Origin of the sequence: Kitasatospora misakiensis, from assembly GCF_042656005.1 — a bacterium.
In the GTDB taxonomy this organism is placed as follows: Bacteria; Actinomycetota; Actinomycetes; order Streptomycetales; family Streptomycetaceae; genus Kitasatospora; species Kitasatospora misakiensis.
This window is the reverse complement of sequence record NZ_JBHSOF010000013.1, coordinates 1-18,638: the sequence shown is the minus strand read 5'-3', so window position 1 is coordinate 18,638 and position 18,638 is coordinate 1. Positions and strand designations below refer to the sequence as shown.

The 18,638-nt window shown below is 75.9% G+C and carries 14 protein-coding genes; 9 read left to right on the top strand and 5 right to left on the bottom strand.

Annotated elements, in window-relative coordinates; genetic code table 11:
• Position 1 precedes the first annotated feature (1 nt).
• Together ACFP3U_RS12800 and ACFP3U_RS12795 are read right to left on the bottom strand one after the other, a co-directional pair.
• Complete coding sequence (locus ACFP3U_RS12800; protein ID WP_380225560.1) at positions 2-2,464, bottom strand: SpoIIE family protein phosphatase; 2,463 nt, start codon at positions 2,462-2,464, stop codon at positions 2-4.
• Positions 2,461-6,405 (bottom strand): HAMP domain-containing protein, encoded by a 3,945-nt coding sequence (locus ACFP3U_RS12795; RefSeq protein WP_380225559.1) that lies wholly within the window; start codon positions 6,403-6,405, stop codon positions 2,461-2,463. The genes ACFP3U_RS12800 and ACFP3U_RS12795 overlap by 4 nt, the downstream gene beginning before the upstream one ends.
• Positions 6,406-6,659: 254 nt before the next feature.
• Here ACFP3U_RS12795 and ACFP3U_RS12790 point away from each other — a divergent pair, with 254 nt between their 5' ends.
• Together ACFP3U_RS12790 and ACFP3U_RS12785 are read left to right on the top strand one after the other, a co-directional pair.
• The gene (locus ACFP3U_RS12790; protein WP_380225558.1) at positions 6,660-6,983 is read left to right on the top strand and encodes a plasmid stabilization protein; all 324 of its coding nucleotides are present in this window, start codon (positions 6,660-6,662) and stop codon (positions 6,981-6,983) included.
• A gap of 111 nt (positions 6,984-7,094) precedes the next feature.
• Positions 7,095-7,256 carry a hypothetical protein gene (locus tag ACFP3U_RS12785; RefSeq protein WP_380225557.1) on the top strand — a complete coding sequence of 54 codons (162 nt, stop codon included), beginning with the start codon at positions 7,095-7,097 and terminating at the stop codon, positions 7,254-7,256.
• 96 nt (positions 7,257-7,352) lie between these two features.
• Here the strand turns inward: ACFP3U_RS12785 and ACFP3U_RS12780 are convergent, their stop codons facing one another.
• Both ACFP3U_RS12780 and ACFP3U_RS12775 read right to left on the bottom strand, forming a co-directional pair.
• Positions 7,353-7,820 (bottom strand): ATP-binding protein, encoded by a 468-nt coding sequence (locus ACFP3U_RS12780; RefSeq protein WP_380225556.1) that lies wholly within the window; start codon positions 7,818-7,820, stop codon positions 7,353-7,355.
• Positions 7,820-8,347, bottom strand: coding sequence for an STAS domain-containing protein (locus tag ACFP3U_RS12775; RefSeq protein ID WP_380225555.1), 528 nt, complete (start codon positions 8,345-8,347; stop codon positions 7,820-7,822). Before ACFP3U_RS12775 ends, ACFP3U_RS12780 begins: the two co-directional genes overlap by 1 nt.
• Positions 8,348-8,626: 279 nt before the next feature.
• Between ACFP3U_RS12775 and ACFP3U_RS12770 the strand changes: the two genes are divergently transcribed.
• From ACFP3U_RS12770 to ACFP3U_RS12740, 7 genes are all read left to right on the top strand, one after another.
• On the top strand, positions 8,627-9,157 hold the full coding sequence (locus ACFP3U_RS12770) for a DUF6328 family protein (protein ID WP_380225554.1): 531 nt from the start codon (positions 8,627-8,629) through the stop codon (positions 9,155-9,157).
• Between the two features lie 59 nt (positions 9,158-9,216).
• Positions 9,217-10,248: an SDR family oxidoreductase gene (locus ACFP3U_RS12765; protein WP_380225553.1), complete on the top strand. Its 1,032-nt coding sequence runs from the start codon at positions 9,217-9,219 to the stop codon at positions 10,246-10,248.
• Positions 10,245-11,378, top strand: a complete 1,134-nt coding sequence (locus ACFP3U_RS12760; protein WP_380225552.1) for a carboxylate-amine ligase — start codon at positions 10,245-10,247, stop codon at positions 11,376-11,378. The genes ACFP3U_RS12765 and ACFP3U_RS12760 overlap by 4 nt, the downstream gene beginning before the upstream one ends.
• Before the next feature lie 231 nt (positions 11,379-11,609).
• Positions 11,610-12,215 (top strand): VOC family protein, encoded by a 606-nt coding sequence (locus ACFP3U_RS12755; RefSeq protein ID WP_380225551.1) that lies wholly within the window; start codon positions 11,610-11,612, stop codon positions 12,213-12,215.
• Positions 12,216-12,254: 39 nt separating this feature from the next.
• Positions 12,255-12,920, top strand: a complete 666-nt coding sequence (locus tag ACFP3U_RS12750; protein WP_380225550.1) for an ATP-binding protein — start codon at positions 12,255-12,257, stop codon at positions 12,918-12,920.
• Positions 12,921-12,987: 67 nt separating this feature from the next.
• The gene (locus ACFP3U_RS12745) at positions 12,988-15,762 is read left to right on the top strand and encodes an ATP-binding protein (RefSeq protein WP_380225549.1); all 2,775 of its coding nucleotides are present in this window, start codon (positions 12,988-12,990) and stop codon (positions 15,760-15,762) included.
• A gap of 192 nt (positions 15,763-15,954) precedes the next feature.
• On the top strand, positions 15,955-17,040 hold the full coding sequence (locus ACFP3U_RS12740; RefSeq protein ID WP_380225548.1) for an alpha/beta fold hydrolase: 1,086 nt from the start codon (positions 15,955-15,957) through the stop codon (positions 17,038-17,040).
• 26 nt (positions 17,041-17,066) lie between these two features.
• Here the strand turns inward: ACFP3U_RS12740 and ACFP3U_RS12735 are convergent.
• Positions 17,067-18,638 (bottom strand): LuxR C-terminal-related transcriptional regulator (locus ACFP3U_RS12735; protein WP_380225547.1); only part of this gene is annotated, 1,572 nt, incomplete at its 5' end.

Here is an 18,638-nt window from a genome sequence, read left to right as displayed (position 1 = left end):
ATCACTCGTCAATCCGTGCAATCCCGCCGGGTGGGACCTGCTCCGGCTGCTCGATGCGGACGGCGACCAGGCAGGTGTCGTCGTCGGTGTCGGCCGGGCTCAGCTCCAGCAGCAGGTCGAGGTAGCGCTCCAGGTCGGGCCCGGGTCGGCCCGCGGCCCGGATCAGGTGGTCGACGGACTCCTCGACCGGCCGGTCACGCCGTTCGACCAGGCCGTCGGTGTAGAGGAGCAGCACGTCGCCCGGGTCGAGGCGGGCGGTGTACTCCTCGTACTGGGCGTCCGCCAGGGCGCCGAGCAGCACCCCGTGCGGCAGCGGCAGTACCTCGGCGCCGCCCGGGCCGAGCCGGATCGGCGGGAGGTGGCCGGCCCGGGCCCAGCGCAGCGAGCCGTCGTCGGGGCCGAGCTGCACACAGACGGCGGTGGCGGTCACCTGGCCGGGCTCGCGCAGGGCCACGGTGTTGGTCCACTCCAGCAGCCGGCCCGGGCCCGCCCCGGTGACGGCCAGGCCGCGCAGCGCGTGCCGCAGCGCGACCATGCCGGTGGCCGCCCCGACGCCGTGCCCGGCCACGTCGCCGACGGCGAGCAGCACCTGGCGGTCGGGCAGCACCAGCACGTCGTACCAGTCGCCGCCGACCCGATCGCGTTTGGCGGCGGGCCGGTAGCGGACGGCGGCGCGCAGTCCGGGGGCGCCGAGCGGGGGCGGCGCGGCGGGCAGGATCGCCTGCTGGAGCCGGAGCGCCAGCCGCTCGCGCTCGGCCGCCTCCTGCTCGCTGTCGGCCAGCCGGGCCCGGGTGGCGCCGAGCGCGACCTCCGTCCAGTGCTGGGCCGACACGTCGTGGTAGGCGCCGCGGATCGCGCCCAGCCGGCCTTCCTCGTCGAGGACCGGTTCGGCCACCACCCGGGTGTAGCGCTGCGTGCCGTCCGGGCGGACCAGCCGGAACACCGCGGAGGCGGTGCGCAGCCGGTGCTGGACGGTGTCGACGAGTCGGCGGACGGCGGGCTCGTCGTCCGGGTGGACGTGCCGGGCGAGCCGGGCGAGCGGCACGACGGCGTCCGGCGGCAGGCCGAACAGCTCGGTCAGGCCCTCGTTCCAGAGGATCCGGCCGCTCCCGGGCTGCTCCTCGAAGCCGGCCACCCGGGCCAGCCGCTGGGCCTGGCGCAGCAGGTCGGCCTGATCGGCCTGATCGGACTCGCCGGGCCGGTCGGTGTCCCGCTGCCAACTGAGCAGGAGCCGCGGGCCGAGCGGGGTGACGGCGATCCGCAGAGCGGTGGGCAGGGCGATCCCGCCGCCCTGGAAGACCAGGCGCAGGCGGTCGTCGGTGCGGGGCTCGCCGGTCTCGTGGGCCCGCAGCAACGGTTCCAGCAGCCCGGTGGCGCAGGCCATCGGGTAGGCCTCCAGGAGCGAGGTGCCCTCCAGGCCGCTGCGGGGGCGGCCGAGCGGGTCCCGGAACAGCCGGTTGGTGCGGAGGATCGTGAAGTCCACGACCCGGTCGTCCCGCAGGACGGGGGCGAGCAGCAGGGCGGGGTCGAGCAGGCCGTCGAGCAGTTCGGCCTGGCGGTCGGGCGGGACGGGGGGCTCGGGGTGGCCGAGGACGGTGGCGCAGAGGTCCGCGAGGGCGCGGAGCTGCCGGCACTCGCGCGGGGCGAGGGCGGGTGCGGCGCCGGGCCAGAGCACTTCGAGCGCGCCGAGGCGGCGACCGTTGGCGAGCAGCGGGAGCACGGCCCGGGGTGTGTCGGCGCCCCCGGCGACGGGACCGGCCGGCGCCGGTCGGCCGGAGCCGTCGGGCGGGTCGGGCCGGTCGGGCCAGTGGTCCTCACCGGTCGCGACGGCCCGCTGGGCGGGGGTGTCGACCCCGGGCGGGACCCGGCTCCAGGCCTCGGCCTCGTCGGCGGGCAGGCCGGCCTGGGCGGCGAGGGCGAGGCTGCCGTGGGGCAGCCGCTGCCAGACCAGCACGGCGTGGGCGCCGAGGGGCGCGGCGCCCTGCCGGAGGACGGCCTCGACGGCACCCACGAGGTCGGGCACGGCGGCGAGCGCCCGGGCGGGGGCGGGCGGCTCGGACGGGACGGGTGGGACCGGTGGGACGGCTGCCTCGGGCGGCGCGGAGTCGTCGGACGGGCCTGCCGACCGGCCGACGATGTCGGCGGCCAGAGTGGTGACCGGCACGCCGGCCTCCTGGGCGAGCCCGGCCAGCCGGGCGGCGGCCTCGGCGGGCGGGACGGCCAGCCGCTCGACGAGCATGCCGGTCGCGAGGTCGACGAGCGCGCGGGTGCCCTCTTCGGCGCGCATCCGTTCCATCACGTGCTGAAGCCGCCGGACGGCCCCGGCGAGCTGCCGCGCGACGGCGTCCTCGGCCGAGCCACCGGCGGGGCCCTCAGCGGGGTCGGCCGCCGGGTCGATGCCCGGCGAGTCGCTGCCGGGCGACGGCGAAGCAGGCGAACCAGCGGGCCGGCCGTCGGAGGTCATGACACGTCCAGCCAGTGCCGCATCCGCTCCAGCAGCAGCTCGGTGTCCACGGGCTTGGTGACGTGGTCGTCCGCGCCGGCGGCGAGGCTCTTGGCGCGGTCGCCGGCCATGGCCTTGGCGGTCACGGCGACGATCGGGATCCGGGCGAACCGCTCGTCGGCCCGGATCGCGGCGATGGTGGCGTAGCCGTCGAGGCCGGGCATCATCACGTCCATCAGCACCAGGTCGGTCTCGGGCCGGCCGCGCAACAGGTCGAGGCCGGCCCGGCCGTCGGCGGCGTGCAGGATGGTCAGCCCGTGCAGTTCGAGGGCGGCGGCGAGGGCGAAGACGTTGCGGACGTCGTCGTCGATGATCAGCACGGTGCGACCGGCGAGCGGTTCGGCGGCCGGGACGGCGCTCTCCCCCACGTCGGACACCGCGTCGGACACCGCGTCGGACACCGCCTCGGGCACCGGCTCGGGCGCCGAGGGGTGGCGGCCGCCGAACAGGACGATCAGCCGTTCGCGCAACTCGTCCAGCCCCGAGGGGAGTTCCAGGCCGACCACGGCCGCGGCGGTGAACTCGGCGGAGCCGCCGTCGCCCCGGTGGCCGAGGACGGGTGTGCCCTCGGGGAGCGCGGTGAGCAGCAGCGGGACGAGCTCGCCGGTGTGGGCGAGGTCGACGACGGCGCACCGGTACGGGCCCTCGGCGATGGCGGCCCGCAGGTCCGACTCGTTGCCGGCGCTGCGGATCGCCACCGGGGGGTCGTCGCCGTGCGCCTCGGCGGCGGTCCGGGCGAGGAGGGTGAGCAGGGCCGGCGGGTCGGCCTCGACCACCAGGACGCGGGTCTCGCCGGCCGTCGTGGCGGTCGGGCGGCCCCGGCGGGCGAGCGGCAGGTAGAAGCTGAAGCGGCTGCCCCGGCCCGCGGCGGAGCGGACGGTGAGGGCGCCGCCGAGCAGGTGGGCGAGTTCGCGGCTGATGGACAGGCCGAGCCCGGTGCCGCCGAAGCGGCGCGCGGTGGTGCCGTCGGCCTGCTGGAAGGCGCCGAAGATGGTGTCGAGGTGGGCGGGGTCGATGCCGATGCCGGTGTCCTCGACGTGGAAGGCCACCGCGGCCTCCGTCCGGCCTAGCTCATCCGGGAGTCCGCCGGCCTCGACGCGTTCGATGCGCAGCTCGACCCGGCCCGTGTCGGTGAACTTGATCGCGTTGGAGAGCAGGTTGCGCAGCACCTGCCGCAACCGGGCCTGGTCGGTGACGAGTTCACCGGGCACCTCACCGCCGACGCCGATCCGGAAGGCGAGGCCCTTCTGGTCGGCCAGCGGTTTGAAGGCGGACTCAACGTACGTCAACAGCTCCTGCACGGAGAAGGGTTCGGGGCTGAACTCCATCTTCCCGGCCTCGACCTTGGACAGGTCGAGGATGTCGTTGATGAGCTGGAGCAGGTCGGAGCCGGCCGAGTGGATGACGCCCGCGTACTCGACCTGTTTGGGCGTGAGGTTGCCGGTCGCGTTCTGGGCGAGCAGTTGGGCGAGGATGAGCAGGCTGTTGAGCGGGGTGCGCAGTTCGTGGCTCATATTGGCCAGGAACTCCGACTTGTACATCGAGGAGAGGCTCAACTGCCGTGCCCTCTCCTCCAGTTCCTGCCGGGCCTGTTCGATCTCCAGGTTCTTGGCCTCGATGTCGCGGTTGCGTTCGGCGAGCAGTTTGGCCTGCTCGGCGAGTTCGGCGTTGGAGCGCCGCAGCTCCTCCTGGCCTTCCTGCAACTCCTCGGACTGGGCCTGGAGTTCGGCGGTGAGCCGCTGGGACTCGCCGAGCAGTTCGTCGGTGCGGCCGTTGGCGAGCAGGGTGCCGATGTTGACGCCGCAGGCCTCGGCGAACTGGTCCAGGAAGTCGCGGTGGACGGCGCTGAACGCGTGGACGGAGGCGAACTCCATGACCCCGAGCAGCCATTCCTCCAGGGCGATCGGCAGGATCACCACCGAGCGGGCATGGGTGGTGCCGGCGCCGGAGCCGATGGTCGCGTAGTCGGGCGGCAGGTCGTCCACGGCGATGGTGCGCCGGGTGCGGGCGGCCTGGCCGACCAGCGACTCGCCGAGCCGCACCCGCTCGGGGCTGCCCTCGGTGTCGGTGGGAGGTCCGCCCTCCGTACCGGCGGGAGGTCCGCCCGCGCGCCCGTAGGCGCTGATCCGGGCCAGGACCGTCCCCTCGGCGCTCTCCTCCGCCAGGTAGAACGCACCGTACTGGGCGCCGACCAGCGGGGTCAGCCCGTCGGTGATGAGTTCGGCGACGGAGTGGATGTCGCGCTGCCCCTGCAGGCTGCCGGTGAACCGGGCCAGATTGGTCTTGAGCCAGTCCTGTTCCTGGTTGGCCCGGGTGGTCTCGCGCAGCGACTCCACCATGAAGTTGACGTTGTCCTTGAGGTCCGCGACCTCGCCGGAGGCCTCCACGGTGACGGAGCGGGTGAGGTCGCCGGCCGCGACGGCGCTGGTGACCTCGGCGATCGCCCGGACCTGCCGGGTGAGGTTGCCGGCCAGCTCGTTGACGTTCTCGGTCAGCCGCTTCCAGGTGCCGGAGACGCCCTCGACCTCGGCCTGCCCGCCGAGCCGGCCCTCGGTGCCGACCTCCCGGGCCACCCGGGTCACCTCCGCGGCGAACGAGGACAGCTGGTCGACCATGGTGTTGACGGTGGTCTTGAGCTCCAGGATCTCGCCGCGCGCGTCCACGTCGATCTTGCGGGTGAGGTCACCCACGGCGACCGCCGTCGTCACCTCGGCGATGTTGCGCACCTGGCTGGTCAGGTTGTGCGCCATGAAGTTGACGTTGTCGGTGAGGTCCTTCCACGTCCCGGCGACGTTCGGGACGGTGGCCTGGCCGCCGAGGCTGCCCTCGGTGCCGACCTCGCGCGCGACCCGGGTCACCTCGTCCGCGAACACCGACAGGGTGTCCACCATGGTGTTGATCGCCCCGGCGAGCGCGGCCATCTCGCCCTTGGCCTCCACGGTGATCTTCCGGGAGAGGTCGCCCCGGGCGACGGCGGTGGCCACCTCGGACATCGAGCGGACCTGGCCGGTCAGGTTGGAGGCCATCACGTTGACGTTGTCGGTCAGCCCCTTCCAGGTGCCGGAGACGCCGCGGACGGTGGCCTGGCCACCGAGGTTGCCCTCGGTGCCGACCTCCCGGGCCACCCTGGTCACCTCGTCCGCGAACGCGGACAGCTGGTCGACCATCGTGTTGATGGTCTCCTTGAGCTCCAGGATCTCGCCCCGCGCGTCCACCCGGATCTTCTGGGTGAGGTCGCCCTCGGCCACGGCCGTGGTCACCGAGGCGATCGCCCGGACCTGGGCGGTGAGGTTGTCCGCCATCACGTTGACGGACTCGGTGAGGTCCCGCCAGGTCCCCGAGACGTCCCGCACGTCCGCCTGACCGCCGAGCCGGCCCTCGGAACCGACCTCGCGGGCCACCCGGGTCACCTCCCCGGCGAACGCGGACAGCTGGTCGACCATGGTGTTGACGGTGTTCTTGAGTTCGAGGAGTTCGCCGCCGGCGTCGACCTCGATCTTCTGGGTGAGGTCGCCGCGCGCCACCGCCGTGGTCACCTGGGCGATGTTGCGCAGCTGCCGGGTGAGGTCACCGGCCATCGCGTTGACGGTGTCGGTGAGGTCCAGCCACGTCCCGGACGCGCCGGGGACGCGCGCCTGGCCGCCGAGCCGCCCCTCGGACCCGACCTCCCGCACCACCCGGGTCACCTCGGAGGTCACCCGGGCGAGCTGCTCGACCGTGCCGTTGAAGACGGCGGCGATCTCGCCCGGCACGCCCGGCAGGTCGGGCCCGAGGCGAGTGCGGAAGTCGCCGTCCCGGACCGCCGTCAGCCCGGCGAGCAGCTGCCGCAGGACCTGTTCGGCCTGGTCCGCACGGCCCGCTGCGGCGCCCGGCGCGTCGGCCGGCACCTGGTGCTCGTCCATCCGTCCACCGCCCGGATCGACCGCGCGGCCGGACCGCCCCGCGGCGGCCCCGGCCGGTGGGAGCGGCGGCGCCGCCCCGCCTCCCACTGTGCCACCGTCCTGCGACGGGTGACACGCGGGGCGCCCGGTGCGAGGGTGGACGGTGAGGCGGTCCACCGGTGGTTCGCGGGCCGGGTCCCCGGAGCGGTTTGCGGACGTGCGACCGGGTAGACGCCCTGCGGCAAGGACGCGGATCCCGAAAGGAGCACCCCGCCATGCCCCGAGGATCGAGCCCGAAGCGGGAGCGCCAGTACGAGCACATCAAGGAGAGTGCGCTGGAGCGCGGCGAGAGCGAGGACCGGGCCGAGGAGATCGCCGCCCGGACGGTCAACAAGGAACGCGCCCGGCACGGCGAGTCCAGGACCGCCAGCCGTACGTCCGTCCAGGACATCTCCTCCGGCCGTCGGGGCGGCCTGCGCTCGCACCGGGGCGCCGGCGGGCCGACCTACGACCAGCTGTACAACGAGGCCAAGCACCGGAACATCAAGGGCCGTTCGAAGATGAACAAGCACGAACTGGCCCGGGCGCTCGGCCGGTAGGCCCGTTCGGGTGACCCCGCTCGGACCGGCCCCACCCGGGCGTACCGGAACGCCGGGCCCGCCCGGACGGACCGGAACGACCGGAAACACCGGAAAGGAGGCACGGCCGCCATGACCGTCCCGCCACCCGTCCATCCGGACACCGAACCGTTCCCGCACCCCGATCCCGCACCGCGTCCGCTGCCGGACCCGGTGCCGCCGCCGGTGCCGCCGTTCCCGCCGCCGGACCCCGACCCGGGCCCGCCGCCCGAACCGCTCCCGGCCGACAGCTGAAGCGCGCCGTCCGCGCATGGACGCGCCGATCCCCACCGGGACCCCGTGATTCAGGGGCCCCGGTGGCTTACGCCCGGTGGTTCAGGGGGGCGAGGCTTACGCCCGGTGGTTCAGGGGGGACGACACCTCCAGCCAGACCGACTTGCCGCCGTCCTCGGGCCGCGAGCCCCAGGCGCGGGCCAGCCGGTCCACCACCCGCAGCCCGTGGCCGCCCGGCAGCCCCGGGTCGGCGAACGGGCGCAGTTGCGGCGGGACGGGGCTGCCGTCGCTGACCTCGACCAGCAGCCGGACGGTGTCCCAGCGCAGCCGCAGTTCGCGCGGCCCGCCGGGGGTGTGCAGACAGGCGTTGGTGACCAGCTCGGAGACCATCAGCAGGACGTCCTCGAAGACGGCCACCTGCTCGTCGTCGGGCCACCCGTCGCCGTCGACCGCCAGCCAGTGCCAGTCGAGCAGCGCCTGGCGGCTGAAGTCCCGGCACTGCTGCACGGCGCCCGCGCTGGTGCTCAGCGCCAGCCGCCGGGTCTGGTCCCGGTCCGGCGCCGGAACGGTCTCGGGGCGGGTCATCACGGGCCCTCACCTGCCGTCGGCCCGGAGCCGCCGGAGCCGCTGGAGTCACCGGGGTCACCGGGGTCGGGTGCGGCGGCCCGGCCGCCGTCCGCCGACAGCGCGAGGTCGAGGCTCGGGTGGATCCGCAGGACGGAGTCCGCGCCCGTGACGGCGAACAGCCGGACCACGATGGGGCGCGGCCCGGCGATTTCCAGCCGCACCCCGGCCAGCTCGGCGTCCTGCCGGGCCCTGAGCAGGACGTTCAGGCCGGTGGAGTCGCAGAAGCTCAGCTCGGCGAGATCCACCAGGATCCGGTCCGGACCGCCCTCCGGACCGCCCTCCGGCGGGACCGACAGCGCGGTGCGCAGCCCGTCCGCGGAGTCGTGGTCCAGCTCTCCCCCGACCGACACGATCCGCACCGGGCCGGCGCGGCGCACCGCGATCCGCAGCTCCCCCGGCCGGTAGGCGCCCGGTGGCTCCCGCTCCGTGGCCCCCGCGCCTCCGGCCTTCCCGGCGTCCCCGGCCTCCCCGGCGGGCAGATGCATGGCTGGCTCCCGGTCCGGTCGGAACGGCCTCGTGCCGTCCCGACCATGATGCCGCGCGGCGGGGCGGGTCGCGCGGACGGCGCGGGCCGGGCGGTCGGGTGCCGGGCGGGCCGGCTCCGGCGGCATCCGGGTCGTCTCGTCCATGCCCCGCGTTTGCCCGGGCCCGGTCCGGCTACACGCGAAGCGGGACCCGGGGGGACCAGCCGCCCCCGCTCCCCGGCCGGGGACGAGCGGCGAGGGCGTACGGAACGGAGCCCGCACGCGGCGGAGGTGAGCCGGATGGCCTCGGGAACGACCGGGCGGGACGACGCCGCCCCGGCCCGGACCGGGCGGCGGGAGTCCCCGGAGGAGCGCGCCGACCGGCGCTGGGTCGACCTGCTCCAGGAGGTCCGGGTCGCGCAGACCGGCTCGCAGATCCTGTTCGGCTTCCTGCTGAGCGTCGTCTTCATGCCGCGCTTCACCGAACTCGGCGACTTCGACCGGGGCCTCTTCGTGGTCACCGTAGTCCTCGGCGCGCTCGCCACCGGCGCCCTCACCGCCCCCGTCTCCTACCATCGTCTTTTCGCCGGCCGCCGCCGCAAGCCGCAGTTGGTCGACGCCGCGGCGCGGCTGGTCGCGATCGGGCTGGTGCTGCTGGCGCTGACCGTCGGGGCGGCGCTGCTCCTGCTGCTGCGGGTGGCCACCGGCAGTGCCGCGGCGGCCTGGATCGCGGGCGCGGTGATGGCCTGGTTCGCGGCCTGCTGGCTGCTGCTGCCGGTGCTCCAGCTGCGTCGGCACAACGGCCCCGCGCACCGGCCGCCGGCCGGCTGAACCACCCGGAAGCCCCGCGCGGGACGTTTCGCACCCGCCCACCCGGCAACACGCACGCCATGACCAACCACCGCCGTCCAGCACCACGCACCGTCGTCGTCACCGGGGCCGGCGCCGGGGTCGGCCGCGCCTGCGTGCGGGAGTTCGCCGCGCGCGGTGACCGGCTGGTGCTCACCGCGCGCGGCCGGGCCGGGCTGCGGGCCGCCGTGGCGGAGGCCGAGGCGGCCGGTACCCGGGCCGTGGCCGTCCCCGCCGATGTCGCCGACGCCGAGGCGTGCGAGGCCGTCGCGGCCCGGGCCGAGGAGGAGTTCGGACCGATCGACGTATGGGTCAACGACGCCTTCACCGGGGTGTTCGCGCCCTTCCCCGACATCACCGCGGCCGAGTTCCGCCGGGTCACCGAAGTGACCTACCTTGGGTATGTGAACGGCACCCGCGCGGCGCTGAACCGGATGCTCCCCCGCGACCGGGGCACGATCGTCCAGGTCGGCTCCGCCGTCGCCTACCGGGGCATCCCGCTGCAGAGCGCGTACAGCGGCGCCAAGCACGCCGTCCAGGGCTGGCACGAGGCGCTGCGCTGCGAACTGCTCGCGGCGCACTCGGGCGTGCGGGTCACCATGGTGCAGTTGCCGGCCGTCAACACCCCGCAGTTCGACTGGGTGCTGAACCGGCTGCCCGGCCGGGCCCGTCCCGTCCCGCCGGTGTACCAGCCGGAGCTGGCGGCCCGCGCGATCCGCTACGCCGCCGACCACCCGGGCCGGCGCGAGTACTGGGTCGGGGCGAGCACGGCGGCCACCCTACTGGCCAACGCCGTCGCGCCCGGCCTGCTCGACCGCCGTCTGGCCCGCACCGGCCGGGCCGCCCAGCACGAGGACCGCCCGCACCGCGCGGACGACCCCGCCAATCTCTGGAGGCCGGTGGACGACGTGCTGGACCACGGCGCGCACGGCCGTTTCGACGACGAGGCCCGCGAGCACAGCCCGCAGCTGTGGGCATCCCAGCACCACGGCCTGCTCGCGGCGGCCTCCGGGCTGCTCGGCGCGGCGGCCGGCGCCGTGCTGGTCCGGGAGGCCGGGAGGAGTCGGCTGTGACCGCGCACCCGACGCCCCGGACGGTGCCCACCGTCGGCGTGGAGGAGGAGTTCCTGCTGGTGGACCGGCGGACCAGGCTGCCCGCCGCCCGCGCCCCGCGGGTGATCGCGGCGGCGGCCACGACGCTCGGCGACCAGGTGCAGCCGGAGTTCCTCCAGGCCCAGGTGGAGACCTGCACCCGGCCGGCACTGCGGATCAAGGAGCTGCGCGACGACCTCGCCCGGCTGCGCGCCGTGCTGGTCGCCGCGGCGGCCGACGCGGACTGCCTGCTGGTCGCCTCCGGGGCACCGGTCCTCACCGGGCCGGAGCCCGCCCTGCTCACCGACAACCCGCGCTACCACCGGATGGCCGCGCGCCACCCCGGCGCGGTCGGCGGCTACGGCGCGGCGCTGTGCGGCTGCCACGTCCATCTGGGCACCATCGAGCGCGGCCTCGCGCTGGCCCTCGGCAACCGTCTGCGGCCCTGGCTGCCGGTGGTGCAGGCGCTGGCGGCCAACTCGCCGTTCGACGCGGGCCGCGACAGCGGGTTCGCGAGCTGGCGGTCGGTGCGCTGGGCGCGCTGGCCCACCGCCGGCCCGGCGCCGGTCCTGGACGAGCCCGGCTACGAGGCGCTCGCGGACTCCCTGGTGGCGCGCGGGACCCTGGTCGACCGTCGGATGATCTACTGGTACACCCGGCCGTCCGAGCACCTGCCGACGCTGGAGGTGCGGGTCGCCGACGTCAACGCCGACCTGGAGACCGTCCTGCTGCTGGCCGCGCTGCTGCGCGGTCTGGCGGGCGTCCTGCTGGAGGAGGCCCGGGCCGGGCTGCCGCTGGCGCCGGTGCCACAGGACCGGATGGTCGCCGCCCACCAGCAAGCGGCCAGGACCGGGCCGACGGGCGTGGGGCTCGACCCGTTCACCGGCTCGCCGGTGCCGACGGCCGCCCTGGTGAACCGACTGCTGGAGCGGGCCGCGCCCGGCCTGGCCGCCGCCGGGGACCTCGCCGCCGTCGAGGCCGGTCTTGACCGCCTGCGGCGCCTGGGCACCGGCGCCGACCGCCAGCGCCGGCACCACCACCTACGGCACCGGCCGACCGACGTGGTCGACGGCCTCGCCCGGCTGACCGCCGCGGTTCCGCCGGCCGGCTGACGCACCCCACGAGCCGCCGGACTGATCCACCCGCCGATCCAGCCCACCTGTTCGCCCGCAGGCCCTGCGGGCGAACGGGCGTTCCCGTACCCCGGGGGCCCCGCCCGGGCCCCCGGTGGACACGGGCCCGCGTCACCACCAGTGTCCGACCCTGGGGCGACGGGCCGGTGCTCCCGGGATGGTGGTCGTGGACGCCGATCAGCGTCCACAACCGCGGCGAAGGAGCTGACGATGGTGGATTTCAGGATCGAGGTCGTGGTCGTCCCGGTCTCGGACGTGGACCGGGCCAAGGAGTTCTACACCCGGATCGGCTTCCGGGAGGACGTCGACTTCACCGGCCCGGGTGGGTTCCGGATCGTGCACCTGACCCCGCCCGGCTCGGCCGCGTCGCTGGTCATCGGCAGCGGGGTGACCGACGCGGCGCCGGGGTCCGAGCACGGCGTGCACCTCGTCGTGGACGACATCCTCGCGGCCCGCACCGAGCTGGTGGCCCGCGGCGTCGACGTCAGCGAGGTGTTCCACGACGCCGGCGGGGTCTTCCACCACGCCGGCAGCACCGACCGGGTCCCCGGCCCGCACCCGGCCCGGCAGTCCTACGGCTCGTTCGCGTCGTTCGCCGACCCGGACGGCAACACCTTCGTGCTACAGGAGGTCACGACGCGGCGGCCCGGCCGGATCGACCAGGTGGTCCACCGCTCGGCCGCCGACCTTGAGCGGGCGCTGCGCGTAGCGGCGCTCGCCCACGGCGCGTACGAGGCGGAGCTCGGCCACAAGGATCCGGACTGGCCGTCGTGGTACGCCGCCCACCTGGCCCGCGGCGCCGGCCTCGACGGCTGACACCCGGTGACGGAGCCCGGTCACGAAGGCCGCTGAGAGATGACGGCGGGTCACCCGTCGTCGCCCCCGCCGTCCGGGTACGCCCGGGAGCGGGAGGTGCTCGACCGGCTGCTGCTCGATGTGCGGGCCGGACTCGGACACGCGCTGGTCCTGCGCGGGGAGTCCGCGACCGGCCGGACCGCCCTGCTGAACCATCTGACCGCTCACGCTCCACCCGGCCGCCTCGTCCGCACGGCCGGGGTGGAGGGCGCGGCCGGGATCGCCTACGCGGCGCTCCGGCGGTTCTGCGGACCGCTGCTGAGTCATCTCGGCCCGCTGCCCGCGGTACAGCGGTCCGCCCTGTCGGCGGCGCTGGGCCCCCGCGGCGGCGAGGCGCCCCGGCAGCTGCTGGTCGGGCTGGCCGTGCTCGGCCTGCTCGCCGAGGCCGCCGCCGCCGAGCCGCTGGTCTGCCTCGTGGACGATGTGCAGCGGCTCGACCGGGGGTCCGTGGCCATCCTCGCGTTCGTCGCCCGCCGGCTGGACGCCGGACCGATGGCCAGGGTGGCGCCGGTCGCCCTGGTCCTCACCGTGTCGGCCTCCGCCGCCGGGCCCGCGCCGGCCGTCGTCCGACTCCTCGCGGGCCTGCCGGAGCTGCACGTGGAGGGGCCCGGCGACCGGGACGACCGGTCCGGCGTCCAGCCGGCGGAGCCGCCGCGAGGGATCTGATCGCGGTCGAAGAAATCATCACCAGGACGACCGCTGTCGAAGCGGCTGTCCAAGAGAAGGGGAGGACATGGAATCCAGCACCGTGCCGATGGTGGGACGGGCGGGCGAACAGGCCGAGTTGGCCGCGTTCGTGACGGCCACCGCGGGCCGGGCCCTGGTGCTCCGAGGGGAGACGGGCGTCGGCAAGACGTCCCTGCTGGGCCACGCCGTCGCGCTGGCGGAGCGGGAGGGCCACGCCGTCGTCCGCGCCGCCGGCGTCGAGGCGGAGTCCGCGCTGCCCTACGCCGGCCTGCACCAGCTCCTCCATCCGCTGCTCGGCGAGGTCGCGCGCCTGGACGACGGGACCCGTGCCGCGTTCGACGCCGTCTTCGGCCGGACCGAGGAGGAGCCGCCGTCGGTGATGCGGCTCGGCATCGCCGTCCTCGGCCTGCTCTCCCTGGCGGCGGCGCGGCGGCCGCTGCTGGTGGTCCTGGACGACGGGCAGTGGGTGGACGACGCCAGCGCCGACGTCTGCGGCTTCGTGGGCCGGCGGCTGGCCGGCAGCCCGGTGCGGCTGCTGATCGCCGTCCGCTCCGACACGGCCTCGCGGTTCGACACCGCCGCGCTTCCCGAGCGGTCCGTCGCCGCCCTCGGCACGGAGGACGCCGCGCTGCTGCTGGACCGGCGGTACCCGCGACTGGGCCGGCAGGTCCGCCGGACGGTGCTGGAGCAGGCCCGGGGGAACCCGCTGGCGCTGCTGGAACTGCCCGCCCAGCTCGGCGACCGGGCGGACGGCCGGGCGGACGACCGGGCGGTGGACGCCCTGGTCGGCGAGCACGGCGTGCCGCTGCCCCGGCGGCTGCAGCAGTTGTACGGGGCCCGGATCGCGGCCCTCGGCGAGCGGGTACGGGCCGAGCTGCTGCTGGGTGCCCTCGACGGGGTCGCCACCGTCCCCACCGGCGGCCCGTTCGGCGCCCGCTACCGGATGCGCGACGCCGACGAGGCCGTGGCCGCCGGGCTGCTCGACGTCGAGCCGGGCACCGGCGACCTCACCTTCCGGCATCCGCTGGTGCGCTCCGGCGTCGTGCGGATGGCCACCGCCGACCAGCGCCGCTCCGCCCACCTGGCGCTGGCGCTGGTCCACCGGGAGCACCTCGAACGCCGGGCGACCCACCTGGCCGCCGCCACCGTCGACCCCGACGAGGAGGTGGCCGCGATCCTGGAGGCCGCGGCCGGGTCGGCGACCCGGCGCGGCGGCGCGCTGACGGCCGTGGCCTGGCTGACCCGCGCCGCGGAGCTGAGCGAGGACGACTCCGGACGGTCCCGGCGGCTGGCGGACGCGGCGTTCGTCGCGGGCCACGCGGGCCGCCTCGGCCAGGCGCAGCGGCTCGTGGTGTCCGCCTCCGCCCCCGGTCGGGCGGCGCCGCCGGCCGCCGTCCTGGCCTCCGCCTACCAGGCGTTCTACCAGGACGGCGAGGTCCGGTCGACCGGGCGGCAGGTGACGGCCGCGATCGAGCAGCTGCGGGACGCCGGGAGCGGCGGGTCCGACGAGGTCCTCGCCCGGCTGGTCACCCTCCTGCTGGCGATCAGTCAGTACGCCGGGGAGCGCCCGGCCTGGGAGCGCGCCCACGCGCTGCTCGCCTCGCTGGGCGACCGCGTCACCGGCCGCACCCGGATCCACGGCGCCGCCTGGAGCGATGTGGTCCGGCACGGCACCGGGTGCGCCGCGGCGGTGGAACGCGCCACCGCGGACCTGCCGGTCCTGGAGCCCTGGGAGGTGACGCGGCTGGCCGTCTCCGCGTACCACCTCGACCTGCTGGGCCAGTACCGCCCGCACCTGCGGCGCGTCGTGGACCGCGAGTTGGAGACCGGGGCCGTGGCCAGCGGCATGGTCATGCTGCACCTGATCATGCTCGACCAGCTGGCGGTCGGCGAGTGGGACAGCGCCGAGGCCACCGGGCAGCGGGTGCTGGACCTCGCGGAAGACCACGGGCACGCGCTGTTCGCGGCCCAGAGCCGCGCCTACCTGGCCCAGCTCGCGGCGCTGCGCGGGCAGCTCGCCCGGGCGCGGGACCTCCGGGCCGAGGTGGACGCCTGGGCACGGCCGCGCGGCGTGGGGTTCCTCACCCAGCTCGCCGACGCGGCCGGCGCGACCGCCGCGCTGAGCGCCGGCGACCACGAGGCCGCCTACCTGTACGCCATCGGCATCACGCCGCCGGGCACCTTCCGCCGCTACACCTACCAGGCCTCCCGCACCCTGCTCGACCTCGTCGAGGCCGCCCTGCACACCGGCCGGGTCGAGCAGGCCAGGGCCCACGCCCTCGCCGCGCGCGACGCCGGACTGCCGGAGCTGTCCCCGCGGCTGGCGCTGGTCACCTACGGCGCGCTGGCGATGACCGCGGAGAGCGAGCCGGAGGCCGCCGAGATGTTCGCGCGGGCCGTCGCGCACCCGGACGCCGCCCGCTTCCCGTTCGAGCTGGCCCGGATCCGGCTGGCCCACGGCATCCGGGTGCGCCACGTGTCCGGCCGGGTGACGGCGCAGCACCACCTCGTCCCCGCCGCCGAGGCGTTCGAGCGGCTCGGGGCCGCCGGGTGGGCCGAGCGGGCCCGGGCCGAGCTGCGGGCCGCCGGGGCCGTACCGCGCGCCTCGACGCCCCGTCCCGTCCCGTTGACCTGGCAGGAGCGGCGGATCGCCGACCTGGCCGCCGGGGGGCTGACCAACAAGGAGATCGGGACGCGGATGCACCTGTCGCCGCGCACCGTCAGCTCGCACCTGTACCGGGTCTTCCCGAAGCTGGGCATCACCACCCGGGCGGCGCTGCGCGACGCCCTCAGCCGGACCGAGGCGGTCGCGCCGGTGTGACGGACGGCCCGCCCGGAGACGTCGTGGGGACGCCCTCCAAGGGTCGTCGACCGCCGGCGCCGGCGGAACAGTCGGATGACTGAACCCGCCGGACCGGCCCACTGCCGCATGTCGCGGCGTCAAGTGACCGATGTGCTCGCGCCCCGGTGGGGCGACAGTCGAGCGTCAGCAGGCGCTCAGGAAGGATCGGACATGATCAACAGGCGTACGTTCTCCAAGGCGGTCGGTCTGGGCGTGGGCGCCGTGGCCGCGTCCGTCGGCGCCACCGGCACGCCCGCGGCCTTCGCCGCCTCCTCCTCCACCGCCTCCTCCGCCTCCGACGGGCCCGGCCACCCCGGCCTGGTCGTCCCGGCCGTCGCCCCGGGCACGCACACCGGGTTCGGCGCGCTGAAGCAGGTCCGCGCCGGCGTGCTCGACATCGGCTACGCCGAGGCCGGCCCCGAGCACGGCCCGGTGGTCATCTGCCTGCACGGCTGGCCCTACGACATCCACAGCTTCGCGGACGTGGCCCCGCTGCTGGCCGACGCCGGCTACCGGGTGATCGTGCCGTACCTGCGCGGGCACGGCACCACCGCCTTCCTCTCCCCGGCGACGGCCCGCAACGCGCAGCAGTCCGCGATCGCGCTCGACATCCTGGCCCTGATGGACGCGCTGAGGATCCGCCGGGCGGTCCTGGCGGGCTTCGACTGGGGCTCGCGCACCGCCGACATCCTCGCGGCCCTCTGGCCGGAGCGGGTGAAGGCCCTGGTGTCGGTGAGCGGCTACCTCATCACCGACGTCCAGGCGCAGCGGAACCCGCTGCCGCCGAAGGCCGAGCACACCTGGTGGTACCAGTACTACTTCGCCACCGAGCGCGGCCGTCGGGCCATGGAGGAGCGGCGGTCCCGCCACGACCTGTGCCGGCTGGTCTGGGACGAGGTCTCCCCGACCTGGGACTTCGACGACGCCACCTTCGAGCGCACGGCCGCGGCCTTCGAGAACCCCGACTACGCCGCGATCGTGATCCACAACTACCGCTGGCGCCTCGGCCTGGCCGACGGCGAACGGTGTTACGACCGCTACGAGACGCTGCTCGCCGCCCGGCCGACCATCGGTGTCCCGACCATCACCCTGGACCCGGCCCTCGACCCCTTCCTGGCCTCGACCGACGGCACGGGCTACCGGAGGTTCTTCACCGGCGCGTACGAGCACCGGGTGCTCCCCGGCGTCGGGCACAACGCGCCCCAGGAGGCCCCGACGGCCTTCGCCCAGGCCGTGCTGGACGCCGACCGGCTGTGACCGGGGGTAACAACAACCCCCGCTCGTCATCCGCCGGACAGCGCGCCGTCGAGTTCGCGACGGGACGCGATGCCCAGCCGGGCGAACACCTTGCGCAGGTGCCACTCGACCGTCCGGGGGCTGATGAACAGCTGGGCGCCGATCTCCGCGTTCGAGTGCCCGGCGACCACGAGCCGGGCGATCTGGGTCTCCTGCGGCGTCAGGGCCGGCGCGTCGACGGTCCGCCGGCGGACGGTCTCGCCGGTGGCGAGCAGCTCCCGCCGGGCCCGCTCAGCGAACGCCTCCGTGCCCATCGCCACGAACGCCTCGTACGCCGTCCGCAGCTCGGTGCGGGCCTCGGCCCGCCGGCCGCGGCGGCGCAGCCACTCGCCGTGCAGCAGCCGCGCGCGGGCCTCCAGGACGCCGACCCCGCCCCGGCCGAAGTGGTCGACGGCCGCACGGAAACGGTCCTCGGCCTGTTCCTGCTCCTGTCCCTGCCCCTGCTCCTGCCCCTGCTCCCCGGCCAGGGCGTCGGCCAGCGCATGCGCGCCCAGCGCCCAGGGGGTGCCGGCCCGGCTCCAGTCGGCCAGCCGCTCGCGCGCCCGCGCCGCCGCGGCCCGGTCGCCGACCCGGGTCGCCGCCTCGACCAGCTCGTGGCAGAGCCAGTGGTGCACGACGAGGTCCTGGTACTCCAGGCCCCGGAGCGCCGCCTCCATCGCGAGCGGATAGTTGCCCAGGCCGTTGTGGAGCACCGCCCGCGCACACGTCGCCATGGCGATCAACCGGCCCAGACCGCGCTGCTCGCCCTCCCGTTCCATGGACTCGAACAGGTCCAGGGCCGGCCGCTCCCGCCCCCGGTACGCGCTCAGCAGGCCCGTCGTGGCCATCCGGGTCGCCGCGCCGGTGACGTCCTCGGTGTTCGCCCCCTCCGCCAGCAGGTCCCAGGCTTCGGGGAAGCGCCCCGCGTAGCCCATCGAGGCCGCCCGGAAGGGCAGCGCCGTCGAGAGGATCGACAGGGCGCCCGTCGTCCGGGCGAACCGGACCGCCCGCTCCGTGACGTCCAGCCACGCCGCCAGGTCGCCGAGCTCCACGGCCGCGTTCGCGGCCGGCCAGAGGACGGCCAGATCCTCGTCGGTGACGGCGCGCAGGGCCCGCCCCATCAGCGGGAAGGCCTTGACCGGCCCGTCGACCGTCCAGGCCACCAGGGCACGCAGGAAGACTCCGGCCGTCTCCTCGCCGGGCGGCAGGCCCTGGGCGGCCTCGGCGGCCCGCCGCAGCCCGCCCGCGTCGAGCCGGCCGGCCCAGCTGGCCGCGCCGAACGCCGCGAGGTAGGTCTCCCGCGCGGCGACGGGGTCGAGTTCCCTGAGCCGGTCCGCCGCCGCGAGCAGGGGCGGTATCGCGCGGAGCCCGGGGTTGGCCAGGGAGGACGCCCTGGCCCGCAGCCGGCTGGCGTCGGCCTGCTGCAACCGGTCCAGCGGCTCCAGCGCGGCGGCGGCGAGCAGGGCGGGCACCCGGGCCGGGGCGCCCGCGGCGAGCTGGGCGTCGTACGCGGCCAGCACCCGCCGGGCCCGGTCGAACCGGTCGGGGCTGAGCGCGGCGGCGCGTTCCAGGAAGGAGGC